The sequence below is a fragment of the Rickettsia endosymbiont of Gonocerus acuteangulatus genome, assembly GCF_964026435.1.
Classification (GTDB): Bacteria; Pseudomonadota; Alphaproteobacteria; order Rickettsiales; family Rickettsiaceae; genus Rickettsia.
This window is the reverse complement of sequence record NZ_OZ032147.1, coordinates 206,556-231,083: the sequence shown is the minus strand read 5'-3', so window position 1 is coordinate 231,083 and position 24,528 is coordinate 206,556. Positions and strand designations below refer to the sequence as shown.

Below are 24,528 nucleotides of genomic sequence, written 5' to 3'. Positions count from 1 at the left end.
GTTTTGATTTTTTTGCTTATATATTATAATATGTAGATGATACAAAAGCATTTTAAAATTCAATATAACTTAAGATAAATATATGCCAAAAAATATAAAAGTTGTTTGGAGTTCTAACTCTAATTTAGCTGGACAAGGTCTTAAATATGCTATGGCACCTGAGTTGCCAATAGAATTAGATAAAAATTGGATAAATGGATTAAATAATTCGGAGTTTGCCACGTTAAGAGAAACATTCAAATCTATATCATATGATCAAGTTTTAGAAAAATATTATAATAATGATGAGATTATTATTATCGGAAATAAGGCAGAACTTATGACAGAAGACGTGTAGCACATTGGCTTTTCTATTGAATTTAAAAATATTTGAATATTATTTGAAAAACACACATTTCAATTCTAATTTAGCAGAAATTGGATTACAAAGAATATTGATAAATTTAAAATCTTTTAGAAAAAGCACTATATCAATAGTTGAGAGTACTTCTAACACTCATGGTGGTTTGCCTGCTTGTATTAAAATGCCTGCAATAGCTGCAACTGTTTTACTGGATTGCTTCGTCAACTACTTCGTAAATTCCTTAGCTCAGACGGAGAACCGATCCACGCAAGCAACGCTGCCACGGGATGATATGGGGAAACGATCCATACGGGCAATGCCCACACGAGATGAGACTTTCACTAATAATACTCTTTACCAATCTCAATCTTAGGGCGACCATTCGCTACTCGCCATTTATTAGTATCACGTAATGATGGTGTGCAGCCGCAAAATTCTTGCTTATAAAAATGTTCTTCTTTAGCTATTTCATACATACGGCTTGCTCCGCCGTCCTTACGCCAATTATACGTCCAGTAAGTTATACCCTCATAATGCGATACTGCTTTAACTCCTGATTCATTAATCTGGTTCATGTCTTTCCATCTAGAAATACCAAGCGAGCTACTAATGACTTTAAACCCATTTTCATGAGCGTATAAAGCCGTACGCTCAAAACGCATATCAAAGCACATAGAGCAGCGTTTGCCTCTTTCCGGCTCAAACTCTAAGCCTTTAGCACGTTTAAACCAGTTTTGTGGGTCATAATCAGCATCGATAAATTCGATATTATGCTTTTTGGCAAAACGTATATTTTCATTCTTACGCAATTCATATTCTTGCTTAGGATGAATATTAGGGTTATAAAAAAATAGCGTAAAATTAATACCATTGCTCATCATTTTTTCCATCAAAGGACCAACGCAAGGAGCACAACAAGTATGTAATAATACTTTCTCTTCACCGCCAGGTACTTCAAAAACTTCATTCATAATGTTTTTAATAATGCAATATAGTTAATATTGGTTGATGTGTTATGTAGGTGACCTTGTATGTCATTCCCGCAAAAGCGGGAATCCAGGAAAAAAAGTCTAAACACAGCAATTTTTTAGAATATAAAAGCTCGATTGATCTCGCTTTATGCTGGGTTCCCGCATAGGTGCATTGTTGCGTAGATCGAAAAACCTGATCGATGTCATCTAGTTGCTTGGGAACTAGATCCAGAAAATAGTTAAAATACTAATTTTATTAGTATTTTTAACTGTATCCCGTGAATAAATCACGGGATACAGGGGGGAGAATGATCCACGCAACAATGCCTCCCCGCATACGCAAAGATGACATTGAGAGCATTATATAAGATTTTCTATTGTGAGTATATACCTAATAAATAAAAATTTAGCCAATTTGTGAATTTCATTGAGTATATAAATTCTTTTTATATGTCTCTTTATAAAATTTCAGAATTATAGAAGATACTAAAGCAAGTGCAATTAAATAATATGAGATTGCATAATTATCGCCAGTGATTTTCATTAATAGCATTGCTACCATCGGGGAAGTGCCGCCAAATATAGCAGCAGCAAGGTTATATGAAAGTGCAACACCGGTAAATCTTACGCTAGTTGGGAATATTTCTACTAGCACTGTCGGTATAGGTCCCATATAAACAGCAATAATTCCGGCAAATAATATTTGTGAGATGATTGCTAAAGCAAAATTCATTGATCCAAGGCAAATGAAAATAGGATAAACTAATAGAATTAATAAAATAATTCCACATATTAGTACATGACGACGCCCTACTCTATCTGAAATATAAGCCGATATTGGAAACACTACCATCATAACAACTAATATTACGCTACTTACAATAACGCTTTGTTGGTTAGTATATCCAAGAGTTTGCATAAAATTGCCGATAAAAACCGTCGAAGTATAAAAAGGTGCAGTTACAGTAATATAAAGTCCAAGTGCTACGATTAGCTCTTTTGGGTATTTTGTTAATGTTTCTCGTAGAGGAAAGCGTGCTAATCTTCCACTCTCTTTAGCTTTTTTATAAATAGGGCTTTCTGATAGATTTTTTCTAATATATAAACCTACTGAACTAATGAATAATCCGGCAATAAATGGTACTCGCCATCCCCATTCAAATAACATATCAGCCGGCATAAAATAAGAAAAGCCAGCAGCGGTTATAAGCCCAAGTAGCATGCCCCCCCACACATACTAACGAATGAGGCACTTCCTGCAAGTCCTCTTTGCTCAAATGAAGCATGCTCAACTATATAAGAAATGCAGCCGCTAAATTCGCCGCCTAAGGAAAATCCTTGAATTAGTCTTATAATAGTCAGTGAAAATACTATAAGTAAGTAGAACAAAACTTATTTAAAATAATAAGATTTTAAATAGGTAATGATGAACAGAAAATATAGACACTTATCTCGAGAAGAGAGATATGAAATAAAAAGAATGTATGACCTAGGAGTCAGTATTAACAAGATAGCACAACATCTTACGAGGTCTAAAAGCACTATTAGTATGGAGCTAAAAAGAAATAAAGTAAAAGGTAAGTATATGCCTTGTGTTGCTCAGGAACAATATAAAAAAAGGATGCATCAGCAAGAGTTATTAAAAATAGAGAAGTTACCTATTTTGTTAAATTATATCAAAAATGCTATGATTCACAAGAAATGGTCACCGGATGCTATAGCCGGAAAGTTAAAACTGGACAAAAATACAGCTTGTTGTATCAGTACAGAAAGTATATATACAAAACTTACGCTATGAGTAAAAAAGTGATAAATTATTGTAAAAATAATTAAACATGTCAAAGAGGATAAAGTTGCAAGCAATACCAATTAATAGGACAGATTATTGTCAATTTTTAATAGTTAGCTAAAAGAATTATAGTTTAACCTACTACGCTGAACATGCAAAGAAATGTAGTCATGATGTTATTAATAGATTTTTAAGGAATGAAAAATATACACCTTCTTTGTTATGGGAACACATCAAGAATGATGTTATTTTTTCATCTAATGGATATACAATATTTGATGATACGGTTTTAAATAAAAGGAATACGAAGCAAATAGAAATTGCAAGATCGCAGTACAGTGGAGCTACAGGTAGAGTTACTAAAGGTATAGGAGTAGTGAGTCTGGTATAGCATAAGTCATTAAGGTACTGACAGAGCGAGAGTATCATGTTATAGTAAGCAAATATTAACAAGCATGTAAAGAGATATGGCACGAGCATATGCAATAGAACTAAGACTAAGAGTTATAAAAGCTGTAGAAGCAGGGATACGAATAAGTAAGGTAAGTAAATTATTTAATGTAAGTCGTGATACTATATATAAATGGAAAAAATTAAAAGATAAGCAAGGTACTTTAGAAGCAGCAACTGGTTATCAGAAAGGACATAGTCATAAGATAAAAGATTCAGAATCTTTTAAAGAATTTTTTAAAGCTAATATGAATAAAACATCAAAGGAGTTAGCAAAGCAATGGGGTAATATTGCATCTGTAACTATTTTAAGACAAATCAGAAAACTTGGCTATAGCTATAAACAAAACTCATTTTCATCCGAAAAGAGATATTAAATTAAGAAATGAATTTATAGCAAAGATACAAACCATCACAAAAGACAAATTAGTATATCTTGATGAATCTGGAATAGAGGATAATGCTTGCAAAGAGTATGGATGGAGCATTATAGGACAAAGGTGTTATGGAGAAAAGGTGTATCAACATAAATTTAGAATAAGTATGATAGCTGGTCTTTGTAATGGTAATCTTATTGCTCCTGTAATATTTGAAGGTAATTGTAATACAGAGGTCTTTAAAACTTATATTAGGGATGTATTAATTACAGAATTACAACCTGGGCAAACCGTTATTATGGATAACATTAATTTTCATAAAAATTCTAAAGTTAAAGAGTTAATTGAATCCGTTGGTTGTACCATATTGTATTTACCAACTTACTCTCCTGATTTAAATCCTATAGAGCATTACTGGTTTAAGATAAAAAATGAAATTAGGAAAGTTGTAGGAGATTTTGAAACATTTTATGATGCTGTTTTTAATACTATTAAATTGTCAGTATCTTAATGATTTATGCTATACAGGTAGAGTTACTAAAGGTATAGGAGTAGTGAGTCTGGTATATTATAACCCTGATATTAATAAGTTTTGGGTAATAGATTATCGAATTTTTGCACCTGATCATGATGGAGCAACAAAACTAGAACACCTATTAAACATGTTAAATAATGCTGTTTATAGCAAGAAGATTCCTTTTCAAACAGTACTTTTTGACACATGGTATTCTACACACAAAATTATGCAACATGTTGACTCTCTGGGGAAATATTATTATGCCCCTATTAAAGCCAATAGAAACGTTAGTAAAACACACGATTCTAAACCTTATAAAGCTGTAAAAGAGTTGACATTTTCAGATGAAGAGATCAGGCATGGAGTAGAGATTCATATAAAAGGCTTTGCTAAAAATAAGCATGTTAATTTGTTTAAATTTACTGTTTCTACCAATAGAGTTGAGTATGTTGTTACCAATAACAAAACTCACAAATCTTCTAAAGCTGCACAAGATGAGTGTGGCTTTCGATGGGTAATTGAGAGCATGCACAGAGAAATTAAGCAACTTACTGGGATAGAACGTTGTCAATGCAGGAAACAGCGTATTCAACGTAATCATATTAGTTGGGCATTTTTAGTTTGGGCATTTCTCAAAAGGACTGCAAATACAATCGGTAAAACGGTTTACCAAATAAAGTTAGGGCTTTTAGATGACTATATGCAACAACAGCTGCGTTCTCCATCTTTACGATATTTAGAACCAAACATAGCGTAAGTTTTGTATATATAGATTCGTCTACACTTCTGCAGTAGCAGCTAAATTAAAGTTATATAGCTATTTACCGTCTAAAAGATATAAAAGGCAAGAAAGGGGGACAAGGCATCAAAGGATCATTATACCACAAAGGATCTCAATACATCAGCGTGATGCAATAGCAATGCAAAAGCTAGAAGTAGGGCATTTTGAGGCAGATCTTACATTTCATAAAGGTAATCAAAGTATGAATATCGGTGTGCTGGTGGATAAAAAGAGTCAAAAGATTATTTTAGTGCTGAATAACTCCAAGAGAGCTAAAACAGTTACCACTGGGTTTTTAAAAAAGATCAAAACGCTGCCAAGTAGTGTTAGAAAGACTATTACTATGGATAATGGCAAAGAGTTTGTAGGGCATCTTGCTTATAGACTATCTGGGTTTCAAACTTTCTTTTGTGATCCATACCGCCCTAGACAAAAAGCACTAGTGGAAAAAATGAATTCTATGATTCATAGAATTTTACCTAAAAATACAGATATTACAACCGTTACACAAAGAGGTCTTGACAATATTGCTGAGATTTTAAATAACATGCCAAGAAAGATTTTTGGTTATAAAACCCCCAATGAAATTTGGGCAGAAAATTTATAGGTTTTGTTCTACTTAGTCCTTGAATTTTCAGCTAACAAGGAGCGGTAAAGTTAATAATTTGCTACAGAACGAACAATTTTGGTTTTATTATTTTTGGTAGCAATATGAAATATCAATTATCCAAGATTCAGTCTAAGGCATTAGGCGAAATCTCAAATGTAAAATCAGTTAGTGGTATTAGTTACAAGAAAAGACGAGAGGCATTAAACGAAGTCGTAAGACGCCATATCGAGATGAAAAAGAAGGTACTCACAAAAAATGATTGACTATGATTATTTTTGGATTTAGTATCCCTTGCTACTAACTTCACTAAGATTGAAGTAATAGATTAGGAATAACAATTCTAAGAATGATTGTATGATTACCAAGGAAAAGCTAATTAATATTGGATCAGAGAAATTAGCAGAAATTATTTTATCGCTTTATAACAGTAATATAAGCATACAAAAACAATTAGATGTGATATTAGCAAGTCTTGACGAAGATCCAAAAAAGATTGTCTCGATTATTAAAGCTGAGATAGCATCTCTGAAAAAATCTAGTAGATTCATTGATTATTACGAATCAGGTGATTTTGCTACCAAGATTGATCAATTACGTATGCATATTACTAGGGATTTATTACCAAGGTTCCCAAATCATGCTGTTGATTTATTAACAGCTTTCTTAGATTTACATCCCAAGACCTTGAGTAGAGTTGATGATAGTAATGGAGTAATCGGAGATGTTTTTATCAAGGCTTGTGATGATTTAGCAAATGCCTATGCAGAAGTAACTACCTCTTTAGAAGATATGGTAGAGCTAGTATTTAATCGTTTCATGAATAATGATTATGCTGTTTATGATTATATAATTTTTAATTTTAAGACTATATTAGGTGATGAAGGCTTAAAGTCGCTAGGGCAGAAGCTAAAGCACGCTTATAACTCAAAAAATGCCATAAGCATAAGTATTGGATTAAAACAGATCGCTGATTGTCAGGACGATGTTAATGCTTATATAGCTGCCTGTTCATTTAATGCAATACCGTCTGCCCACGCACATTTAGAGATTGCTGAACGTTTTATCAAGCACTGGAAAGGACAGGAGGCAATAGAATGGCTAGATTCTATAGATTTACCTCATACACATCCATGGCAGAACAAAAGAAAATCTTTGAAAATAGAAGCTTTAGAATTATGGGGCAAGTATCAAGAAGCACAAACAGAGCGACTGCGTTGGTTTGACGCAACTTTAAGTCCTGGAGTTTACAAAGAAATTGTTAAATATGCAGAAGTGGATTTCATTGGCTCATTTCATAAGGTTGCTATCCAAAAGGCACTAGAATTCCATAATTCTTATGCAGCTATTACATTCTTGGTAGCTATTCAAGAATTTGAGCCTCTGGCAATATTAGTACATTCTAAGAGTAATGATTTGGATGGTAGTAATTACAATATTTTGCGTCCTGCAGCAGATGTATTGCATAAGATAGATCCGCTTGCTGCTACTTTATTGTACCGGAAGATGATACAACCTATTTTAGCAAACACTAAATCTAAATATTATAATTATGCAGCTAAAGATTTAGTTATGTGCGGCATCTTAAGTAATCAAATTACTGATTGGAAACAATATCAGAATCATGAGACTTATTTTTTAGAATTATCAACGCAACATAAACGTAAAACCAGTTTTTGGGCAGCATACCAAACAGTTATAGCTAAACAAAAACAAAAAGAAGCAAAAATACTAAAAGATAAATCTTGAGGGCAATATATAATATTAATTATGGACTGAAATGTAAGTATTGTCCGAAGAGTAAAGGAAGGACAATAGGGCAAATGGGGTAGTTTGCGGGAAAGTGCAAGGAACTACGTTATGGCCCGATACTAAAGATCGTGCAGAGTGCGGCAAAGTTATAGAAAGTGACAACTATAGCTTAATGCGATAAGTCACTACCTTATCGCATTAAGCTATACTGTAGCAATTTTCAACCGGCAATACGAAAAAATCTGTATCACTTTTCGTCCGTTGTTGACAATGATATTAATTAATAACGTTTTGCTGAAGTTGTTATATAATTTACTCTACTCGGTGTTATCTAGTTGCTTGATCACGGGATCCAGATAAAGCAAGCTTTTAAATTTATACAAAAAAATTATTTTATAATTTTTTAACTGGATCTAGTTCATAAATCACAGGGGGCATTGCCTGCGTGGATCATTTTCCTCTGTCATCCCGTGGACAAGCCACGGGATGACACCGCAAGTGCTTTTCAATCCACGCAGGCAATGCCTATAATCTAATCAATTGAGATTTATTCCCAAACTCTTCTATTCCTTTTAAATCGGTGGCTGTGACCCATAATTGTAGATTTGTGCTTATAAAAAATTCGGTTAAATATAGTTTCGTCTTCTATCATCCAAATGAACAAATACCTCATCTAAAAGCAAAATAGGAGCTATTTTAGTCAGCTTTATAGCATAATTCATCTCGGCAAGTATTATTGCAATTAAAATAGCTTTCTGCTCACCGGTAGAACAGAATTTTGCCAAGATATTCTTATATTTATGCTTAACCAAAAAATCGCTTTTATGTACTCCAAAGCTGGTGCGACCAAGTAATTTGTCTTTATCTCTTGTTTTATGAAGCTCTGCTGCAATAAAACCAATAACATCTTCTTCGCCGTTTAATATTTTCTGCTCTAGCATGCCATCAATTGATAACTCGGCTTTTGGGAATTCATTTTCAAGATCATCAATTGCTTGCTGCATAAACTCTAAGGTTTTGAGACGATTATTAGCAATATAGGTTGAAGTGTCAGCCATTTTTTCTTCGATAGTTTTAAGCCAATTATTATCCCACATATCTTCAGCTAGAATTTTATTCCGCTCCTGCATATAATGTTCATATTTACTAACTAATTCTGCATGTTTTGGATCAAAATTATAAACTATTCGGTCAAAAAATTTTCTTCTATCACTAGTACCGCTCGTAAAAATCCCTTCCATTTGAGGAGTAAGCCATACCATGCTGGTAAATTTACTTAACTCATTATTGGCGATCTTAGAATTATTATATTCGGTTGTTCTTCTATTGGATATGCGTTTGATTTGTATGCTAAACTCTGCAAGCCCAAGCTTACTTTGCAATAAAGCCCTAACAGAGCAATGATCTTCTGACTCTCTACATATATCAGCAAGCCTTGCTGATCTTAAACCTCTACCTGGATAGAAAAGCGATATTGCTTCTAAGATATTAGTTTTACCACTGCCATTTTCACCAATAATAGTTATTGGAATGTTATCGGTTTTTAGCTCGAGATTTTTGAAATTACGATAATTCTCAACTAATAAAAGTAATCCCCGCCGCAAGCAGCGGGGTATTTTAGAAGAAAGCTAGCTGATGATCCTCATGCAGTTTCTGATATTCCTTGCCTTGGTTTTTTACGTATTTTCCTATCATATTCTCATTTCCATGCTTACCTACCGTACTCGTAAAATATCCATCAGTCCAAAATTCTCCACCCCATAATTGTTTCTTTACCTGTGGACACTGTCTAAATATTTGACGAGCTGTAACACTTTTAATTGTTGTTACTATTTTTGTTACGCTATAGGTTGGTACAGATTGTACCAAAAAATGGACATGATCTTCATCAACCCCTATTTCTAAAAATTTTATTTGATATCTCTTTTCTATCTCTAAACATATTTCTCGTAATACTTGATCAACTGATACGTCAAACACTGCTCGGCGATATTTTGCTGGAAATACCATGTGATACAGCAGTACCGTAACATTATGACTTTTATGTATATATTTGCTCATTCCGCCATATTACGCCGCAAGCGGCGGGGAATATACCCAAAAGAGATTAAAGAATGTAAGAAAATATTTTTCATTTAACGAAAGATAATGATTAAATGTTCATTATCGCATTTTTGGTGAATTTGTAAATTTGATAATTATTTGTTTTATAAATCATCATTGAGTCCCAGCCTTCTAAAAGATCAAGAGGGAAAAAAGCATCACCTTCATAGTCCTTATTTATCTTTAGTAAGTAAGAATCCATCGATAAGATTTTGCTTTAGAAAAAAAGTAGCTATTTCTGCACCTCCGACCATAAAAATTTTCTTATCGCTAAAAAGCTTTATCACCTCCCAAAACTCATCTAAAAATTTCACAAAAACACACCATTATCAGAAAATTGAGTAGGTATATTTTTGAAAAAACAATGCAAATACAGTTTTGCAAGATTTTAGAAGGTAGTGAATCAAAGGTTTTATGTCCCATGACTATAATATTATTTTTCACTATTTGATAAAAATACTCAAACTCCTTAGGGTAAGACCAAGGCATCTGCCCTTTAAGCTCTATCACTCCTTTAGGATCGCATGCCATTATGCCAGTAATTTTTCTATTTTTCATTTACTAGAAATATATAATATTTAAATTGAAATGCCACCGCTTTTTTTAAAACCGGCACGAGCTCTTTCAAGCTTTTTAATAAGTTTAGGGGAATATGATTTGATATCTCTTGGCTTTCCACCCTCATATTTTTGGGCTAATTTCATTCCACATCTAATAAAATTATAGGCAAAATTCATTAATTTTGTCTCACCCGCTATCCTTTTCGGATTCATAAACATATAAATCTGATAAACGGCAAAGCTTTTGATCAAACGCTTTAGGTCTATTCTTGCCTGCTTGGTTAAGCCTTGTAATTTATCTTTCGGGTTTGCAAGGTTTTTATTAGCATCTCTAACAATTTTGGAATGTTGATGCATTAAATAGTTACTGACTTCGGAAATATTTTTACTGATAAGTTTTTCATCCATCTTCAGCATTTTAAGCTTTAGATTTTTAGTTTTACCTAAATATTTACGGATCAATAAAATAATTTGCGATTGGAGTTGAGTTAAATCCATAGTTTGTTCATTTAAGATAGCAAGTATCTGCTCTATCTCATGCTCAAAATCTTCATTTTGGCTCAACTCCTCAAAAAGCTCTTCTACTTCTGTACTTTCAAGTACAAGCGAGTCGCTAATACCCATTAAAGCATCTTTTATTTGCTCAGCAATTTTTTTTGTATCATCATCTGGATAATCTTGAGTCATATCTAATTTATAATTAAATATATTTATTTTATACTATCACCTCATTTTTACTTGTCTATAAAAATTATATTAAGATATTTTAATTACCTGAATCTGAGTAATAATAAGAATCAGAATCGTAACCACTTAGTGAAACATCCTTAGGATCAAGAGGACGTAATAAATCTACAAATGTATCTTGCTCTATATTTTGAGGAATACCAAATTTTTCTGCTAATTCCTTATATCCTGTAGCTTGCACAAAATATTCTGTTTTATTATTATCACTTGGTAAAACTGTATTTGCTAGATTTATATATATATCAGATAATTTTAAATAATCCTTAGGTTCAACTATTCCTTCCAGTTTACCTATAGCAATAAGATAAGCTTTTGTTGCATCATCTTTTATGCTGTGTTTTTTATAATATTCTGCCTGCAATAAATACTCGTCTGCTAAATTCCTATCATTTATCTGAGGATTATGCTTCATCTCATCCATTAATCCTTTAAATGCTTTCTTTTCGTCATCAATACATTTAGTTTTTCTTAAATATTCTAATGCTTGTACATATTTACCTTGCTGTAAATATATATTACCGAGTTTTGTATTTGCTTTAACAGAATCTAGTGCAGCAGCTTTTTTATATAAATCTATTGCACAGTTCATATCTACAGCTTGTGCATGCTGACAATAAATTTCAGCTAATTGATGCTTATACAATTCGTCTTGTTTATTATGAAAAGCGATAGATCCATGCATTGCTATTAATAATTCCCCCAACGAATTATAAGCACTCTGTTCTTGCATAGGTGCTATTTGGCTATGTAGTAGCTTCTTATATACTACTTCAGTAAAACTTTTTTCATCAATAGTTTTTTCATTAATAGATTTAAATGTTGTAATACTAGTCCAAAGAGATTTAGCTTCTTGCTCACTAATCGAACTTACTAATTTTTTAAAGTTATCTATACTATCAAGTATGGTTTTAGACATATCTAAAGATTTAAAAGGTATGTGATGAATATTATTTGTTAATGTATCTGTAATATCCTTTAAGTTTTGAATCTTAGCATCTTTAATAGATTTTAAAAAAGCTTTTAGATTTTCTATGTTATTTATTTGATTTATATTTAAAATCTTATTACTTTTTATATCTTGATAAAAGTTTTTAATAGCATCATTCAGCTTATTAACAAAAGAAAACTCATCACTTTTTAATACGGTTTTAAAAGACTCTATTAATTCTGCTTCTAAATTTATTTTATTAAAAGGAGCAAATAAAGTGCTAAACCAATCTTTAACATCAATTATGTCTAAATCATGTTGATCACTTAATTTAGTGTCAGAAAAATGTTTTAAATAATTTTAGAAGCTTTCCAATTTAGAGTTTGGGTTTTCTAAAATCTGATTTAACTCCTTAACAACTTCTAAAAAACTTCCTATAGTTTTTTATTACTATTATCTGTAGCTTTATAAGTTTTTATGGTATAGCTTAATGCGATAAGGTAGTGACTTTTTTAAGAGCATAGTAAACAGCATCAAAAAAGTGCTCAAAATTAGAAATAGTTTTTCTTATTTCATTCTTGATTTTAAACCAGCAATGCTCAATAGGATTTAAGTCAGGAGAGTAAGTTGGTAAAAATAAAATACTGCAACCAACAGATTCAATTAACGTTTTCACTTTTGTACTTTTATGAAAATTAATATTATCCATTACTACTATCTGACCAGCCTTTAATTCCTTGATCAATATCTCTTGTACATAAGTTTCAAAAATGTCCTTATTACATGTCCCATCAAATATTATTGGGGCAATAATATCTTTGACACACAGCCCAGCAATCATACTAATCCGTGATTTATGTTGATAGACCTTTTCACCATAACATCTTTGACCGATAATGCTCCACCCGTGTTCTCTACAGCTATTATCTTCTATCCCAGACTCATCGATAAATACTAAATCTTGTTTATCTATAGTTTTTAGTTTCAATATAAACTCATTCCTTAGACCAATATCCCTTTTGGGATGAAGAAAAGTTTTTTTTATAACTATAACCTAATTTATTAAGCAATCTTGATATCGTACTTGCAGATACTTTTTGACTCCAGTTATTAGCTAGCTCCATGGTGGTTTTATCAAAATTTAATTCTATAAATTTTTTAAATCCCTCTATGTCTCTTATTATTCTACGATGTCCTGTATGATAACCACTTTTTGCTTTGACATCCCCAGTTTGTTTCTTTAATTTTTTCCACTCTATTATAGTCTTCCTACTAATAGAGTATATAGCTTAATGCGATAATGTAAAGCATCAGATAAAAAATTCTTTATATGTTCATTATTATTTTGATCTGCTATAGCTTTGGCTAAATATATAGCAATAACATCTTGTGATTTTGCATTAATTACAATGTCAGCTATTTCATTATGAGCTTTCTCTGATTCAATATAATTAAACACTTTAGATAATAATGGAATAGCTTCAGCTATTTCTTCAGCTTTTGCTACTTCCAGCTCTATTTCTTGTTGCACTTTATCAAAATAAAAGTAATCCCCGCCGCAAGCAGCGGGGTATTTTAGAAGAAAGCTAGCTGATGATCCTCATGCAGTTTCTGATATTCCTTGCCTTGGTTTTTTACGTATTTTCCTATCATATTCTCATTTCCATGCTTACCTACCGTACTCGTAAAATATCCATCAGTCCAAAATTCTCCACCCCATAATTGTTTCTTTACCTGTGGACACTGTCTAAATATTTGACGAGCTGTAACACTTTTAATTGTTGTTACTATTTTTGTTACGCTATAGGTTGGTACAGATTGTACCAAAAAATGGACATGATCTTCATCAACCCCTATTTCTAAAAATTTTATTTGATATCTCTTTTCTATCTCTAAACATATTTCTCGTAATACTTGATCAACTGATACGTCAAACACTGCTCGGCGATATTTTGCTGGAAATACCATGTGATACAGCAGTACCGTAACATTATGACTTTTATGTATATATTTGCTCATTCCGCCATATTACGCCGCAAGCGGCGGGGAATATACCCAAAAGAGATTTAATCTATTAACTATAATTTTGCAGCACGTTTTAGTCTATCGTTGATAGCAGCACCTATATTTATATTAGGTATAGGAGCAACCGCTATATATTCTATATTATGAGCAACAGCATAATCATCTAATAATCTCAAATAGGCATAAAAATTAGATGCTGCTTCTGCAAGGTCGCCTTTACTACTTAAGTTTAATGAATATTCCCCTTTAAGATTGCTATCACCAAAATTTAATCCAATTTCTTTATCATTTAAGTTTGTAGCATTTAATCTAATAGGTACTGTTGGGGAATAATGTTTCTCAAGCATCCCTGGAGCTTTAATATTAATATTTTTCGATGCTTTATTAATTTTAATATCAAGTACTGCTTCTAACACTTCGGCAGTGATAAACCCCTCTCTAAGAATAGTAATTATATCATTTGTAGTATCGACGATAGTTGATTCTAACCCATATTTAGATTGATAATGTTTGTCTGTTAGAATAAAAATTTCTTCATTATCATTAAAATGCTTTGTAACATGATCTACTCTAGTCGGACTTATATAATTTGAAGGATTAGCACTTGGAGCAGCTATTGGCTTTCCGGATTGTTTAATAAGTTCCAATGCTAATGGGTGGGATGGTGTACGAATCGCTATAGTTTTAAGTCCTGCCGTAACTGCCGGTGCAATATTTGCATTTTCTTTTAACGGAACAACTATAGACAAAGGACCAGACCAAAATTTTTCTGCTATTTTTTCGGCTATGTAATTAAACTTACCTATTTCTTTTGCCTGCTCTATAGATGAGACATGCACAATAAGCGGGTTGATAGCAGGGCGATTTTTAAATTGAAAGATTTTTAAACATGCTTCTTGATTGGTAGCATCTGCTCCTATTCCATAAACTGTTTCGGTCGGAAAAACTACGACTTTACCGGAGGTTATAAATTTAACTGCTTGTTTTATCATAAGCAGTTAAATTTAGCGATCTTATGAAATAATTCACAAACATCTTGTAACATTAATAAACGGTTTTTGGCAATTTTTGGATCACTATCATTAACAAGTACATTATCAAAAAAGCTAGTAATCGGAGTTAATAGAGTCTGCAATAAATTTAATGCCTTATCATAATCCTTATCAACAATTTGCAGTGAAAGCTTTTGAGTTACTTCAAATAATTCCTTTTCAGGTTGAGTACTAAATAGATTAGACTCAACAGCACCATCAATATTTTGGCTTTCAAGTATGTTACTTGCTCGTTTATAAGCATTTAATAATTGCTTTCCGTCTTCTTTTTCTAAAAACTCTTTCAACGCATCAAGCTTAAATTTTATATTTGCTAAATTTAAATCAAGAACAGCATTAATTAGCGAAATATCATATTCATTTTTAAAATAAAATTTTGCTCTTTCTTCAAAGAACGATATTATTAAATCCCTACCTTTAACAGATAAATCCTTATATAGCTTCAAGGAAAAATCAATTAGATTGCTTAAATTCAGCTCTAATTTATTCTCAATTATTATTCTTATTATGCCTAATACCTGACGTCTTAACGCATATGGATCACCGGAACCTGTTGGGGCTTCACCAGCTATCATTAAACCTACTAAACTATCTAATTTATCTGCAATCGCAAGCAAAGCAGCATTACCAATCGGTACGCTATCACTTAGACCTTGCGGCTTATAATGATCTCTGATTGCTACAGCTATTTCTTCATTTAGCTTTTCATGTTTTGCATAGTAATGACCCATAATACCTTGCAGCTCGGGGAATTCTCCAACCATTTCAGAAACAAGATCACTTTTGCAAAGTTTAGCTGCCATAATTAAATCTTTATTATCCGAATCGATATATTTACAAATATCAACTATACGCTCTACTTTTGCCTTTAAACTACCAAGCTTTGTATGAAATGTTACAGCTGCAAGTTTTTCTAAATTTGCTTCTAAAGTTTTAGATATATCTTGTTTGTAAAAATATAAAGCATCAGAAAGCCTTGCAGATAATACTTTTTCATTACCTTGCACAACTAATGTGCTATTGGCAAACTGTCCGTTACTAACAAAAAGGAAATATGGAGCAAAATTTCCTGATCTATCAAATAAACAAAAATATTTCTGATGAGTACGCATCGAAGAGATTAGCACTTCTTTAGGTAACTTTAAAAACTTTTGTGGTATTGTGCCACATAATACTATCGGAAATTCGCTAAGCCCTGCTACTTCTTCAATTAATCTTAAATCTTCTTTTATATTTAAATTATAAGCATTTGCTTGCTCTGATAAACCAGTTTTAATTATTTCTTCTCGTTTTAATCTTTCTAAAATTACATAATTTTCTGTGAGTTTAGTTTTGTAATCTTTAAAATCAGTTACTTCGAGTTTTTTATTATCAGTAAGACGATGCCCAAAAGTGACGTTATTAGCGACCAAATGACCAAATTGCAGAGGTAATATTTCGTTATCAAATATACATAAAATATTTCGTAGCGGTCTAATCCATTTTATATTGTAACTTCCCCAAAACATAGATTTTGCCCAGCTATATTTATTAATAGCTTCCACGATAATTTCAGGTAAAATTTCTTTTATTTGTCTTTCTTCTACTTTTTTAATGTAGAAATAATATAATTGGTTATTAATTAACTTAGTTGAAAGCTCTAATTTGCTAACGTTATGAGCTTTGCAAAAGCCATTAATCGCAGCTTCCAGTGCTTCTGTACTCGGTCCTTTAATCTCTATTTCTTTTGGTAACGTTACTTTTGGCAAATGTGTAGCATATAGTGTTATCCTGCGAGGTCCTGAAAATACTTGTATTTTTGCGAAAATTTCATTTTCTTCAAAATTTTTCGTAAATATATTTAAATAACCCTCTTCAGCATCTTTTTGCATAAAAGCCGGTATTTCTTCGCTAAATAGTTCTAATAATAATTCACTCACTGCTCATCTCCAACCATTTCATACAACAAATTCTAGCTAAATGACGCACTCTTAAAACATACGAAGCACGCTCGGTTACGCTTATTATTCCATGTGAATTCAATAAGTTAAAATAATGGCTTGCATTAAGACAGTAATCATAAGCAGGTAACGGCAAATTTGCTTCTACTAGCCGCTCACATTGTTCTTCACTATCTTTAAAATGCCGCAGTAACATCTCGCTATCAGCAAGCTCTAAATTAAACTTTGAAAATTGCCGCTCAGCTTCAAAATCAACTTCACCATATTTTAAGGCTTTTTCGCCTGTTTGACCATTCCAATCAAGTTCTTTTACCTCATCAATGCCTTGAATATATAAAGCAAGACGCTCTAAGCCGTAAGTAATTTCACCGGCAACTGGTTTACATTCTATACCACCAATTTGCTGCATATAAGTAAACTGCGACACTTCCATACCGTCACACCATATTTCCCAGCCAAGCCCTGCAGCTCCTAGCGTCGGTGATTTCCAATCATCTTCAACAAACCTAATATCGTGAGCTTTTAAATCTATCCCTAAGCATTCCAAACTTTTAAGATATAGCTCCTGAATGTTATCGGGTGAGGGCTTTAAGATAACTTGAAATTGGTAATAATGCTGCATTCTATTAGGATGCATACCATATCTGCTATCACCAGGTCTTCTTGACGGCTGCACGTAAGCGACAGACCAAGGCTTCGGACCAAGACAACGAAGTACTGTTGCAGGGTGAAACGTACCAGCTCCAACATGGGCATCGTAAGGCTGCAAAATCGCACAGCCATAATCCTGCCAATAATTCTGCAAGGTTAGTATAATTTGCTGAAATGATAGTTTTTTCATAAGGCGTTGTTATCGGGAAAGAAAATTTTGATCAATTAAAAGGATCGAATATTTTAATGTTAAACATATTATAATGCTTGGTATTTCTAGTAACTTAATATCATATTGTTTTGTTTTGCTTGTGCTGCTATTAAAGCATCAATCTCATTAGTGCCATGTATACTCATTAATTCACCCCATTCTTCACATATCTCTTTATCAATATTAAGAATTTTTTCATTATAATCTATGATTAGTTCTTCTAACCATTTTTTTAATTTTAGACTTACTACTCTGAATCATTTTTGGATAATTTTAGCACACCTTTTCTTATTTCACCAATAGTAATACAACTTAATATGTAATTGACTATAATGAACAACTGAAAACCATGCTACTACTTGAGGATTAGGTTTTTTCTTTTGGATTTCGGATACAACATTAGTATCTAATAAATATTTCATAATTCAAAATCTCTTGCCTTTCCTTGTACTCTTTCAATAACTAAATCATCTGTCTTAGGTATACTTAATAAATATTCTTTGAAATCAAGCTTTTGTTTAGTAAGTTGTTTGTAATATTTCATACTAATAACTACAACTGCTTCTTCTCCCCTTTTTGTAATACATTGAGGTGTACCTTGCATTGCTGTATCAACAATATTACTTAGCTTATTTTTTGCTTCGTGTAATTGCCATTTATTCATATTTAAGCTCCAACATGTCTAGATTAGCTAGATTATTATATAGATATTATAACATAGATTATTTGTTTATGTAAATAAGTTTATAGGGCTTATATGATATCGTCATTGTGAAAGAGTGGGGCAACCCAAAACTTTTGGGTCACCAAATTGATGCTATGACAGGAAGTAAATAAAAATTATTACATAGCAGTAATGCGTTGCTCTTCTGATTCTAATAATTTTTCTAATTCTTTTCTGTTATATTTTTTCTCTTTAAGCTTTACTGCATTATCAAAAATATGTTGTACAGCTTTTTCTTCCAACGCAGGTCCTTTAAGCTGTTCAACAGCTCTAGGGTTATTTTTATAAAAATCAAACAACATATTTTCTTGACCAGGAAAGCTACGTGCTTGCTGCATAATAATTCTGCGAAGATCATCAGGCTCTACTTGTAAATTTTTATCTTTTGTATATTCTGCAAGCATTAACCCAATTCTAACACGACGTAATGCTAATTTATAATAGTATTCTTTTACTTGTTCTGGGGATTTATCTTTGAATACAGAATCATCTTGCTCGCTTTTGTCAGTTTCAGATTTCAAGATATTTTTTTCTTGATCTAATAAAGATTCAGGCACGTCAAAATCTAATAATTTTTCTAGCTGATCAAATAAATTCATTTTCATTATAGTAGAAATAGCTTCTTCCGACTCATTTTCTATTTTTTTGGTAAAGTGAGTACGTAGCTCTTCAAGGCTATTGCTTTGGAATTTTTTAGCAAACTCATCATCAATGACTGTAGGTTCTGCAGTATGAACAGCCTTAACCTGCACTACAAAACGAGCATCTTTGCCAGCTAAATCTTTAGCATGGTAATTTTCAGGGAAAGTTACATTAACTTCTACTTCACTACCTGCTTTAGAACCTATTAATTGTTTTTCAAAACCAGGAATAAGTGCATTGCTACCAATAACTACTTTAAAATCTGTAAGTTTGCCACCCTCAAAAGCTTCATCTTTAACATAACCAACTGCATCCATGGTAATTTGATCACCATCTTTAGCTTTTGCTTTACTTTCTTTAGTATAACTTTTCATCATTTCCGCAAGCTTTTTGAGTTGTTCTTCAACATCCTCAGGACTTACTTCTAATTTCGGACGATTTATAGATATTTTCTTTAGATCTGGAATATCAATTTTAGGCAATAATTCCATTTTTATTGTAAATTCTAAAGGCTTATTAGGTTCGTTTTGCAAATCATCAATTTTTGGTCTGCCGATAATATTTAAATTATGCTCCTTAATAACATGATTTACTGAATCATTAATTTTTTTTTCTATTATATCATTTCTGACAGAAGCACCATATTTTTTCTCAACAATTGCAATAGGTACTTTACCAGCTCTAAAGCCTGCTATTTTTACCTTTTTTGTTAAGTCGATCAGCTCTTTTTGAATATCATTATCTATTTCACTTAAAGGAGTTGAAATTTTAATATGAAAATCTAGCCCTTCATTTTTTAATATGGTAGTTGCCATTTGTAATAATCCGTTATTTATAAATAATTCAGCATATTAGTTTGCTAATCAAAATAAACTATAGAGCCAAAATATGCAATAGTTTTTGTAAACCGAAGATAAGTAGGTTAAGAAATTAGAATTGCCAAACCATTACGTCTCAATAATTTACAAAACTTGAATAAGTTTAAGATTTTACAATTTAAACTTGAATTTATATCTGATATAATTTTAAAGATTTTTTTAACAACTTACTAAATATGCAAGAAAAAACCAAAGCTTTTGGTAGTGCATTAAAAGCTCTATACCTTTCTCAAGATACTTTACCGAAGTTAATAGAGGATGAGCAAATTAAAGCCCTATCTTTGGAGGAGTATTATATCAAAACTTACGCTATGTTTGATATAATGCCCATGAATTAAGGGATATTATGAAGTGCTTCACTATAAAACATTGCTGTGTAATAAGAGTTTTTAGCATATTTGCTATAACATAGCGTAAGTTTTGATATAAAATTACAGATATTACTTAGCGAAGATAATGACTCAGCCAAAGCAGCATTACGTGATAAAGTTATCGGTGAAAAGAAACCAGTAGAAATAGAAAATATCTTTAAAGCTATAGATGCAGAAAATAGGGTAAAGAAGCTACTTAAAGAGTATCAAGTTCAAAAAGAAATAATCGACAATATAATTAAGCCACTAATCGAAGAAGAAAATAAGCTGAATCTACTTTATGGAAATATACCTGACAAAAGTGAATCGGAAATAAAGCACATAGCCGAATCAATAAATAGAATACAAGCAGATGTTGGTAAAGTACTATTACTAGGCAGTGCCGGTATTGGAAAGACTACGTTACTGCACAATATCTCGTATAGATGGGGCAAAGATAATTTATGGAATGATAAATTTGATTATGTCTTTAGAATTAAGTTAAAGGAATTATTAAATGAAAATTGGAGTAGAGAATACGAAGCTAAGGAGCTACGTCAAAACAAACTAGCTTGTTTCATTCATTATTACTTGAATTTAGAAAATATAGAACCACACGAAATAATCAATATAAGCAACAAAGATAGAGTATTATTATTGCTTGACGGTTACGATGAAGTAGCATTTTTATCCCAAGATAATCGTGATTACCGAAATATTATGGAGGCAGTATTTCAGTATAAAAACGTAATAATGAGTTCTAGACCTAATGCAATCACGGAAAATATAAGTAGTAAATTTAAACGCAAGGTAGAAAATACGGGATGGGACAATGAAGGGATAGAGAAATATATATATAAGTTTTAAACATGATCAAATGCTTGGAGTGCAATTAAAAAGTTTTTTAGATACTCATAGCCAAATAAAAGAGATATGCGAAGCACCGATCAATACTGCACTAATATGTTTAATTTGGAGTGATTCAAAGATAAGGGATAAGTTCCGAGGGAGCATTAATGAAAATTTTAATATAAGTCGTTTATATGACGAGATAACAAACTGGCTTAATAATAGGTATCTAGCAAAACCCAGCATAAATATAAAAATAAGACAGAAGCGAATAATAACTTAAAAAGCATAATGAGGTTTTTAGAGAAAATAGCTTATGAATCACTTAAGACAACAGGGAAGTTAGTAGAAAGTAAATTAGTCGAAAGCAAAAAAGATATTTTAGATATAGACGAAGTTATAGAGCAAGGATTATTAAAAAGGGAAGGACATAACTATCAATTTATTCACTTAACCTTTCAAGAATTTTTAGCTGCCCGTTATCTAAAAAATCAGTTATTGGATAATAAACATCTTACAAAAACAGCAAGTTTTATAGGTGAGCGTAGAAACGAACCAAAATATCTAATGACTCTAAAGTTTTTAGCCGGAATAGCAAATAATGATGATAGTAAAGAATTAACAGAAATATTTTGGGAAGCTGCAACTTGCAACGTTAATGGGATATTAGAGCTAGGCATTGAAAAGAAAATTACATTACTAATGCATTTATTAGCTCAAAGCAAAATCAATGGTGAATTTAATAATAGAATACCGCATTTAACACAAATCCAAAATTTAATAGATGATATTGTATTAAAGGATATTACAATCTGGGAACAGCCTATAATAGATAGCGGTTATTTATCCGAAACAATTGTTAAAATAGTAAATGAAAAATTACGAATAAAATCTACATTTCAAGAATTAAAAACAGCTATAGGGATAATAGCAGCTCTAGCAAATAAAAATGAATGGGGCAGTAAAACTAAAGTTTATGAAAGATTAATTGGCTTACTGAAAATGGAAAATAAGCAATTAAAAAAGTTAATATTACAAAAGTTAACACAAATACTAGATGGAACGATAGATTAAATAGTATTCCAAAACAGTTTAGTGCAATTGTCAAATAGTTGGGATCCTGCATTCTCAGACGAATTAGAACAATATGTAAATCAAGTATTTACTAAAATAGTAAGTACTAAACCTACTTTAGGTAAAATAATACTAAATTACGCAAATTATAGTATTTTAGATGAAGTAGTAAAAGTAATGCCTGTTTTAGAAGTGTTTAATTTTGTGAAAGAACTGCTCATAAACTCTAACTATAATGTTATCATGCATATAATTGTTAACATTTTGCCTAAGATGATAGAAACAATGACTACTCAAGAAACCACTCTTTTTTTAAAAAAATTACTTATAAATCTTGATTACGATGTTAAACATATAGCCATTATAAAATTATCTAAAACAGTAAAAGTACCCTCAAGTCTGACCCAAGAAGTATTTATTTTTTTAAGAAAGAAAATTATAAACTCTAAGACTAACACAAACATCAAGTCTAACGCTATAAAAAAGATAGCAGAAATGGCAGAAGCAATACCAAGTTTAGGGCAAGAGACATTTACTTTTTTGAAAGAGATGGCTACATATCATAACGATGATTATCCTAATGATGATTCTAATTCCGAAGCTATAGAAAATATAGTAAAGATAGTGGAAGCGATACCAAATTTAGCACCGGAAGCCTTTAGTTTCCTAAAAGAAATAGTTATGGATTCTAAGCAAGATTTAAGATCTAAAGCTATGGAAAATATAGTAAAAATATTAAAAACTACACCAAGTTTAGCACGAGAAACATTTGATTTTTGGAAAGAGATAGTTACAAATCCTAAGTATGATATCAATTATGAAATTATTGATAAATTGCCTGAGATAGTAAAATTGATGCCAAGTTTAACAACAGAAGCTTTTATTATTTCTAAAGAAATGTTTACAACTAGCAATAAGGATAATTGAAAATACTATAAGTAAGTAGAACAGAACCTATTTAAAATAATAAGACAAAACTTACGCTATGTTATAGCAAATATGCTAAAAACTCTTATTACACAGCAATGTTTTATAGTGAAGCACTTCATAATATCCCTTAATTCATGGGCATTATATCAAACATAGCGTAAGTTTTGAAGATTTTAAATAGGTAATGATGAACAGAAAATATAGACACTTATCTCGAGAAGAGAGATATGAGATAAAAAGAATGTATGACCTAGGAGTCAGTATTAATAAGATAGCACAACATCTTACGAGGTCTAAAAGCACTATTAGTATGGAGCTAAAAAGAAATAAGGTAAAAGATAAGTATATGCCTTGTGTTGCTCAGGAAAAATATGAAAATAGGATGTATCAGCAAGAGTTATTAAAAATAGAAAAGAACCCTATGTTGTTAGATTATATTAAAAATGCTATGATTCGCAAGAAATGGTCGCCGGATGCTATAGCCGGAAAGTTAAAACTAGACAAAAATACAGCTTTGTGTATCAGTACAGAAAGTATATATAGATTTGTTTACACTTCTGCAGTAGCAGCTAAATTAAAGTTATATAGCTATTTACCTTCTAAAAGATATAAAAGGCAAAAAAGAGGGAAGAGGCGTCAAAGGATCATTATACCACAAAGGATCTCAATACATCAGCGTGATGCAATAGCTACGAAAAAGGTAGAAGTAGGGAATTTTGAGGCAGATCTTACATTTCATAAAGGTAATCAAAGTATGAATATTGGTGCACTGGTGGATAAAAAGAGTCAAAAGATTATTTTAGTGCTGAATAACTCCAAGAGAGCTACAACAGTTACCAATGGTTTTTTAAGAAAGATAAAAACTCTTCCAAATAGTGTGAGAAAGACTATTACTATGGATAATGGCAAAGAGTTTGTGGGGCATGTTGCCTATAGACTATCTGGGTTTCAAACTTTCTTTTGTGATCCATACCGCCCTAGACAAAAAGCATTAGTGGAAAAAATGAATTCTATGATTCATAGAATTTTACCTAAAAATACAGATATTACTACCGTTACACAAAGAGGTCTTGACAATGTTGCTGAGATTTTAAATAACATGCCAAGAAAGATTTTTGGTTATAAAACCCCCAATGAAATTTGGGCAGAAAATTTATAGGTTTTGTTCTACTTAGTCCTTGCATTTTCATGATGATGGATAATATTAGGTAAAGTAGCAGTAAGTAGCGGGAGCTTATGGTGCATAAACATGTTATGAGCTGCTGCATTATAATAAA

At 31.7% G+C, this 24,528-nt stretch carries 24 protein-coding genes and 4 pseudogenes; 12 read left to right on the top strand and 16 right to left on the bottom strand.

Annotated features, from left to right (window positions below):
* The first annotated feature begins 82 nt into the window (after positions 1 to 82).
* Positions 83 to 337: a hypothetical protein gene (locus AAGD55_RS01420; RefSeq protein WP_341791860.1), complete on the top strand. Its 255-nt coding sequence runs from the start codon at positions 83 to 85 to the stop codon at positions 335 to 337.
* 347 nt (positions 338 to 684) lie between these two features.
* Here AAGD55_RS01420 and AAGD55_RS01415 read toward each other — a convergent pair whose 3' ends face one another.
* Both AAGD55_RS01415 and AAGD55_RS01410 read right to left on the bottom strand, forming a co-directional pair.
* Entirely contained in the window at positions 685 to 1,314 is a 630-nt protein-coding gene (locus AAGD55_RS01415; RefSeq protein WP_341791859.1) for an epoxyqueuosine reductase QueH, read from the bottom strand.
* A gap of 424 nt (positions 1,315 to 1,738) precedes the next feature.
* Positions 1,739 to 2,676: pseudogene (locus tag AAGD55_RS01410) on the bottom strand (MFS transporter); the annotation flags it as partial.
* Positions 2,677 to 2,737: 61 nt separating this feature from the next.
* On the opposite strand from AAGD55_RS01410, the gene AAGD55_RS01405 reads away from it, so the two are divergent.
* From AAGD55_RS01405 to AAGD55_RS01380, 6 genes are all read left to right on the top strand, one after another.
* Positions 2,738 to 3,112 (top strand): helix-turn-helix domain-containing protein, encoded by a 375-nt coding sequence (locus AAGD55_RS01405; protein WP_341791858.1) that lies wholly within the window; start codon positions 2,738 to 2,740, stop codon positions 3,110 to 3,112.
* Between the two features lie 208 nt (positions 3,113 to 3,320).
* Positions 3,321 to 3,494, top strand: a complete 174-nt coding sequence (locus AAGD55_RS01400) for a hypothetical protein (RefSeq protein ID WP_341791857.1) — start codon at positions 3,321 to 3,323, stop codon at positions 3,492 to 3,494.
* Positions 3,495 to 3,570: 76 nt separating this feature from the next.
* Positions 3,571 to 4,441, top strand: a protein-coding gene (locus AAGD55_RS01395; protein ID WP_341790894.1) for an IS630 family transposase whose coding sequence is annotated in 2 segments (ribosomal slippage) — positions 3,571 to 3,897 and positions 3,899 to 4,441 — 870 coding nt in all. Because the reading frame shifts where the segments join, the coding sequence is not laid out codon by codon here.
* Positions 4,401 to 5,204, top strand: a complete 804-nt coding sequence (locus tag AAGD55_RS01390; protein WP_341791856.1) for a transposase — start codon at positions 4,401 to 4,403, stop codon at positions 5,202 to 5,204. Before AAGD55_RS01395 ends, AAGD55_RS01390 begins: the two co-directional genes overlap by 41 nt.
* Positions 5,205 to 5,211: 7 nt before the next feature.
* Positions 5,212 to 5,835 carry an IS30 family transposase gene (locus tag AAGD55_RS01385; RefSeq protein ID WP_341792479.1) on the top strand — a complete coding sequence of 208 codons (624 nt, stop codon included), beginning with the start codon at positions 5,212 to 5,214 and terminating at the stop codon, positions 5,833 to 5,835.
* A gap of 357 nt (positions 5,836 to 6,192) precedes the next feature.
* Positions 6,193 to 7,584, top strand: coding sequence for a DUF6880 family protein (locus AAGD55_RS01380; RefSeq protein WP_341791855.1), 1,392 nt, complete (start codon positions 6,193 to 6,195; stop codon positions 7,582 to 7,584).
* Positions 7,585 to 8,112: 528 nt separating this feature from the next.
* On the opposite strand, the pseudogene recF reads toward AAGD55_RS01380, so the two are convergent.
* The 14 genes and pseudogenes from recF to tig form a co-directional block, all read right to left on the bottom strand.
* Positions 8,113 to 9,191 (bottom strand): annotated as a pseudogene (gene recF, locus AAGD55_RS01375) (DNA replication/repair protein RecF).
* A gap of 13 nt (positions 9,192 to 9,204) precedes the next feature.
* Positions 9,205 to 9,648: an IS200/IS605 family transposase gene (tnpA, locus tag AAGD55_RS01370; protein WP_341790826.1), complete on the bottom strand. Its 444-nt coding sequence runs from the start codon at positions 9,646 to 9,648 to the stop codon at positions 9,205 to 9,207.
* 339 nt (positions 9,649 to 9,987) lie between these two features.
* Entirely contained in the window at positions 9,988 to 10,248 is a 261-nt protein-coding gene (locus tag AAGD55_RS01365; protein WP_341791854.1) for a dihydrofolate reductase, read from the bottom strand.
* Positions 10,249 to 10,268: 20 nt separating this feature from the next.
* Positions 10,269 to 10,937: a DUF5394 family protein gene (locus AAGD55_RS01360; protein WP_341791853.1), complete on the bottom strand. Its 669-nt coding sequence runs from the start codon at positions 10,935 to 10,937 to the stop codon at positions 10,269 to 10,271.
* Between the two features lie 79 nt (positions 10,938 to 11,016).
* Complete coding sequence (locus AAGD55_RS01355; RefSeq protein ID WP_341791852.1) at positions 11,017 to 11,913, bottom strand: hypothetical protein; 897 nt, start codon at positions 11,911 to 11,913, stop codon at positions 11,017 to 11,019.
* A gap of 499 nt (positions 11,914 to 12,412) precedes the next feature.
* Positions 12,413 to 13,211, bottom strand: a pseudogene (locus tag AAGD55_RS01350) (IS630 family transposase); the annotation flags it as partial.
* On the bottom strand, positions 13,184 to 13,456 hold the full coding sequence (locus AAGD55_RS01345; protein ID WP_341791851.1) for a hypothetical protein: 273 nt from the start codon (positions 13,454 to 13,456) through the stop codon (positions 13,184 to 13,186). The pseudogene AAGD55_RS01350 and the gene AAGD55_RS01345, both read right to left, overlap by 28 nt.
* A gap of 44 nt (positions 13,457 to 13,500) precedes the next feature.
* The gene (gene tnpA, locus AAGD55_RS01340) at positions 13,501 to 13,944 is read right to left on the bottom strand and encodes an IS200/IS605 family transposase (RefSeq protein WP_341790826.1); all 444 of its coding nucleotides are present in this window, start codon (positions 13,942 to 13,944) and stop codon (positions 13,501 to 13,503) included.
* Positions 13,945 to 14,003: 59 nt separating this feature from the next.
* Entirely contained in the window at positions 14,004 to 14,942 is a 939-nt protein-coding gene (locus AAGD55_RS01335; protein ID WP_341791850.1) for an L-threonylcarbamoyladenylate synthase, read from the bottom strand.
* Positions 14,939 to 16,921 carry a glycine--tRNA ligase subunit beta gene (glyS, locus tag AAGD55_RS01330; RefSeq protein WP_341791849.1) on the bottom strand — a complete coding sequence of 661 codons (1,983 nt, stop codon included), beginning with the start codon at positions 16,919 to 16,921 and terminating at the stop codon, positions 14,939 to 14,941. The genes AAGD55_RS01335 and glyS overlap by 4 nt, the downstream gene beginning before the upstream one ends.
* Positions 16,914 to 17,783, bottom strand: a complete 870-nt coding sequence (locus AAGD55_RS01325) for a glycine--tRNA ligase subunit alpha (RefSeq protein ID WP_341791848.1) — start codon at positions 17,781 to 17,783, stop codon at positions 16,914 to 16,916. Before AAGD55_RS01325 ends, glyS begins: the two co-directional genes overlap by 8 nt.
* A 31-nt stretch (positions 17,784 to 17,814) precedes the next feature.
* Positions 17,815 to 18,226, bottom strand: a pseudogene (locus AAGD55_RS01320) (type II toxin-antitoxin system VapC family toxin).
* Positions 18,223 to 18,468 (bottom strand): type II toxin-antitoxin system Phd/YefM family antitoxin, encoded by a 246-nt coding sequence (locus tag AAGD55_RS01315; RefSeq protein ID WP_341791847.1) that lies wholly within the window; start codon positions 18,466 to 18,468, stop codon positions 18,223 to 18,225. Before AAGD55_RS01315 ends, AAGD55_RS01320 begins: the two are co-directional and overlap by 4 nt.
* 179 nt (positions 18,469 to 18,647) lie before the next feature.
* A complete protein-coding gene (gene tig, locus AAGD55_RS01310; RefSeq protein WP_341791846.1) occupies positions 18,648 to 19,985 on the bottom strand; it encodes a trigger factor in 1,338 nt (445 codons plus the stop codon).
* Positions 19,986 to 20,224: 239 nt separating this feature from the next.
* Between tig and AAGD55_RS01305 the strand changes: the two genes are divergently transcribed.
* The 5 genes from AAGD55_RS01305 to AAGD55_RS01285 all read left to right on the top strand — a co-directional run bounded on the left by AAGD55_RS01305 (position 20,225) and on the right by AAGD55_RS01285 (position 24,410).
* On the top strand, positions 20,225 to 20,386 hold the full coding sequence (locus AAGD55_RS01305) for an NTPase (RefSeq protein WP_341791845.1): 162 nt from the start codon (positions 20,225 to 20,227) through the stop codon (positions 20,384 to 20,386).
* A gap of 87 nt (positions 20,387 to 20,473) precedes the next feature.
* Positions 20,474 to 21,265, top strand: a complete 792-nt coding sequence (locus AAGD55_RS01300) for an NACHT domain-containing protein (protein WP_341792488.1) — start codon at positions 20,474 to 20,476, stop codon at positions 21,263 to 21,265.
* 273 nt (positions 21,266 to 21,538) lie between these two features.
* Positions 21,539 to 22,321, top strand: a complete 783-nt coding sequence (locus AAGD55_RS01295; RefSeq protein ID WP_341791844.1) for a hypothetical protein — start codon at positions 21,539 to 21,541, stop codon at positions 22,319 to 22,321.
* A gap of 27 nt (positions 22,322 to 22,348) precedes the next feature.
* On the top strand, positions 22,349 to 23,248 hold the full coding sequence (locus AAGD55_RS01290; RefSeq protein WP_341791843.1) for a hypothetical protein: 900 nt from the start codon (positions 22,349 to 22,351) through the stop codon (positions 23,246 to 23,248).
* 187 nt (positions 23,249 to 23,435) lie between these two features.
* Positions 23,436 to 24,410, top strand: coding sequence for an IS30 family transposase (locus tag AAGD55_RS01285; RefSeq protein WP_341791842.1), 975 nt, complete (start codon positions 23,436 to 23,438; stop codon positions 24,408 to 24,410).
* Positions 24,411 to 24,528: the final 118 nt, after the last annotated feature.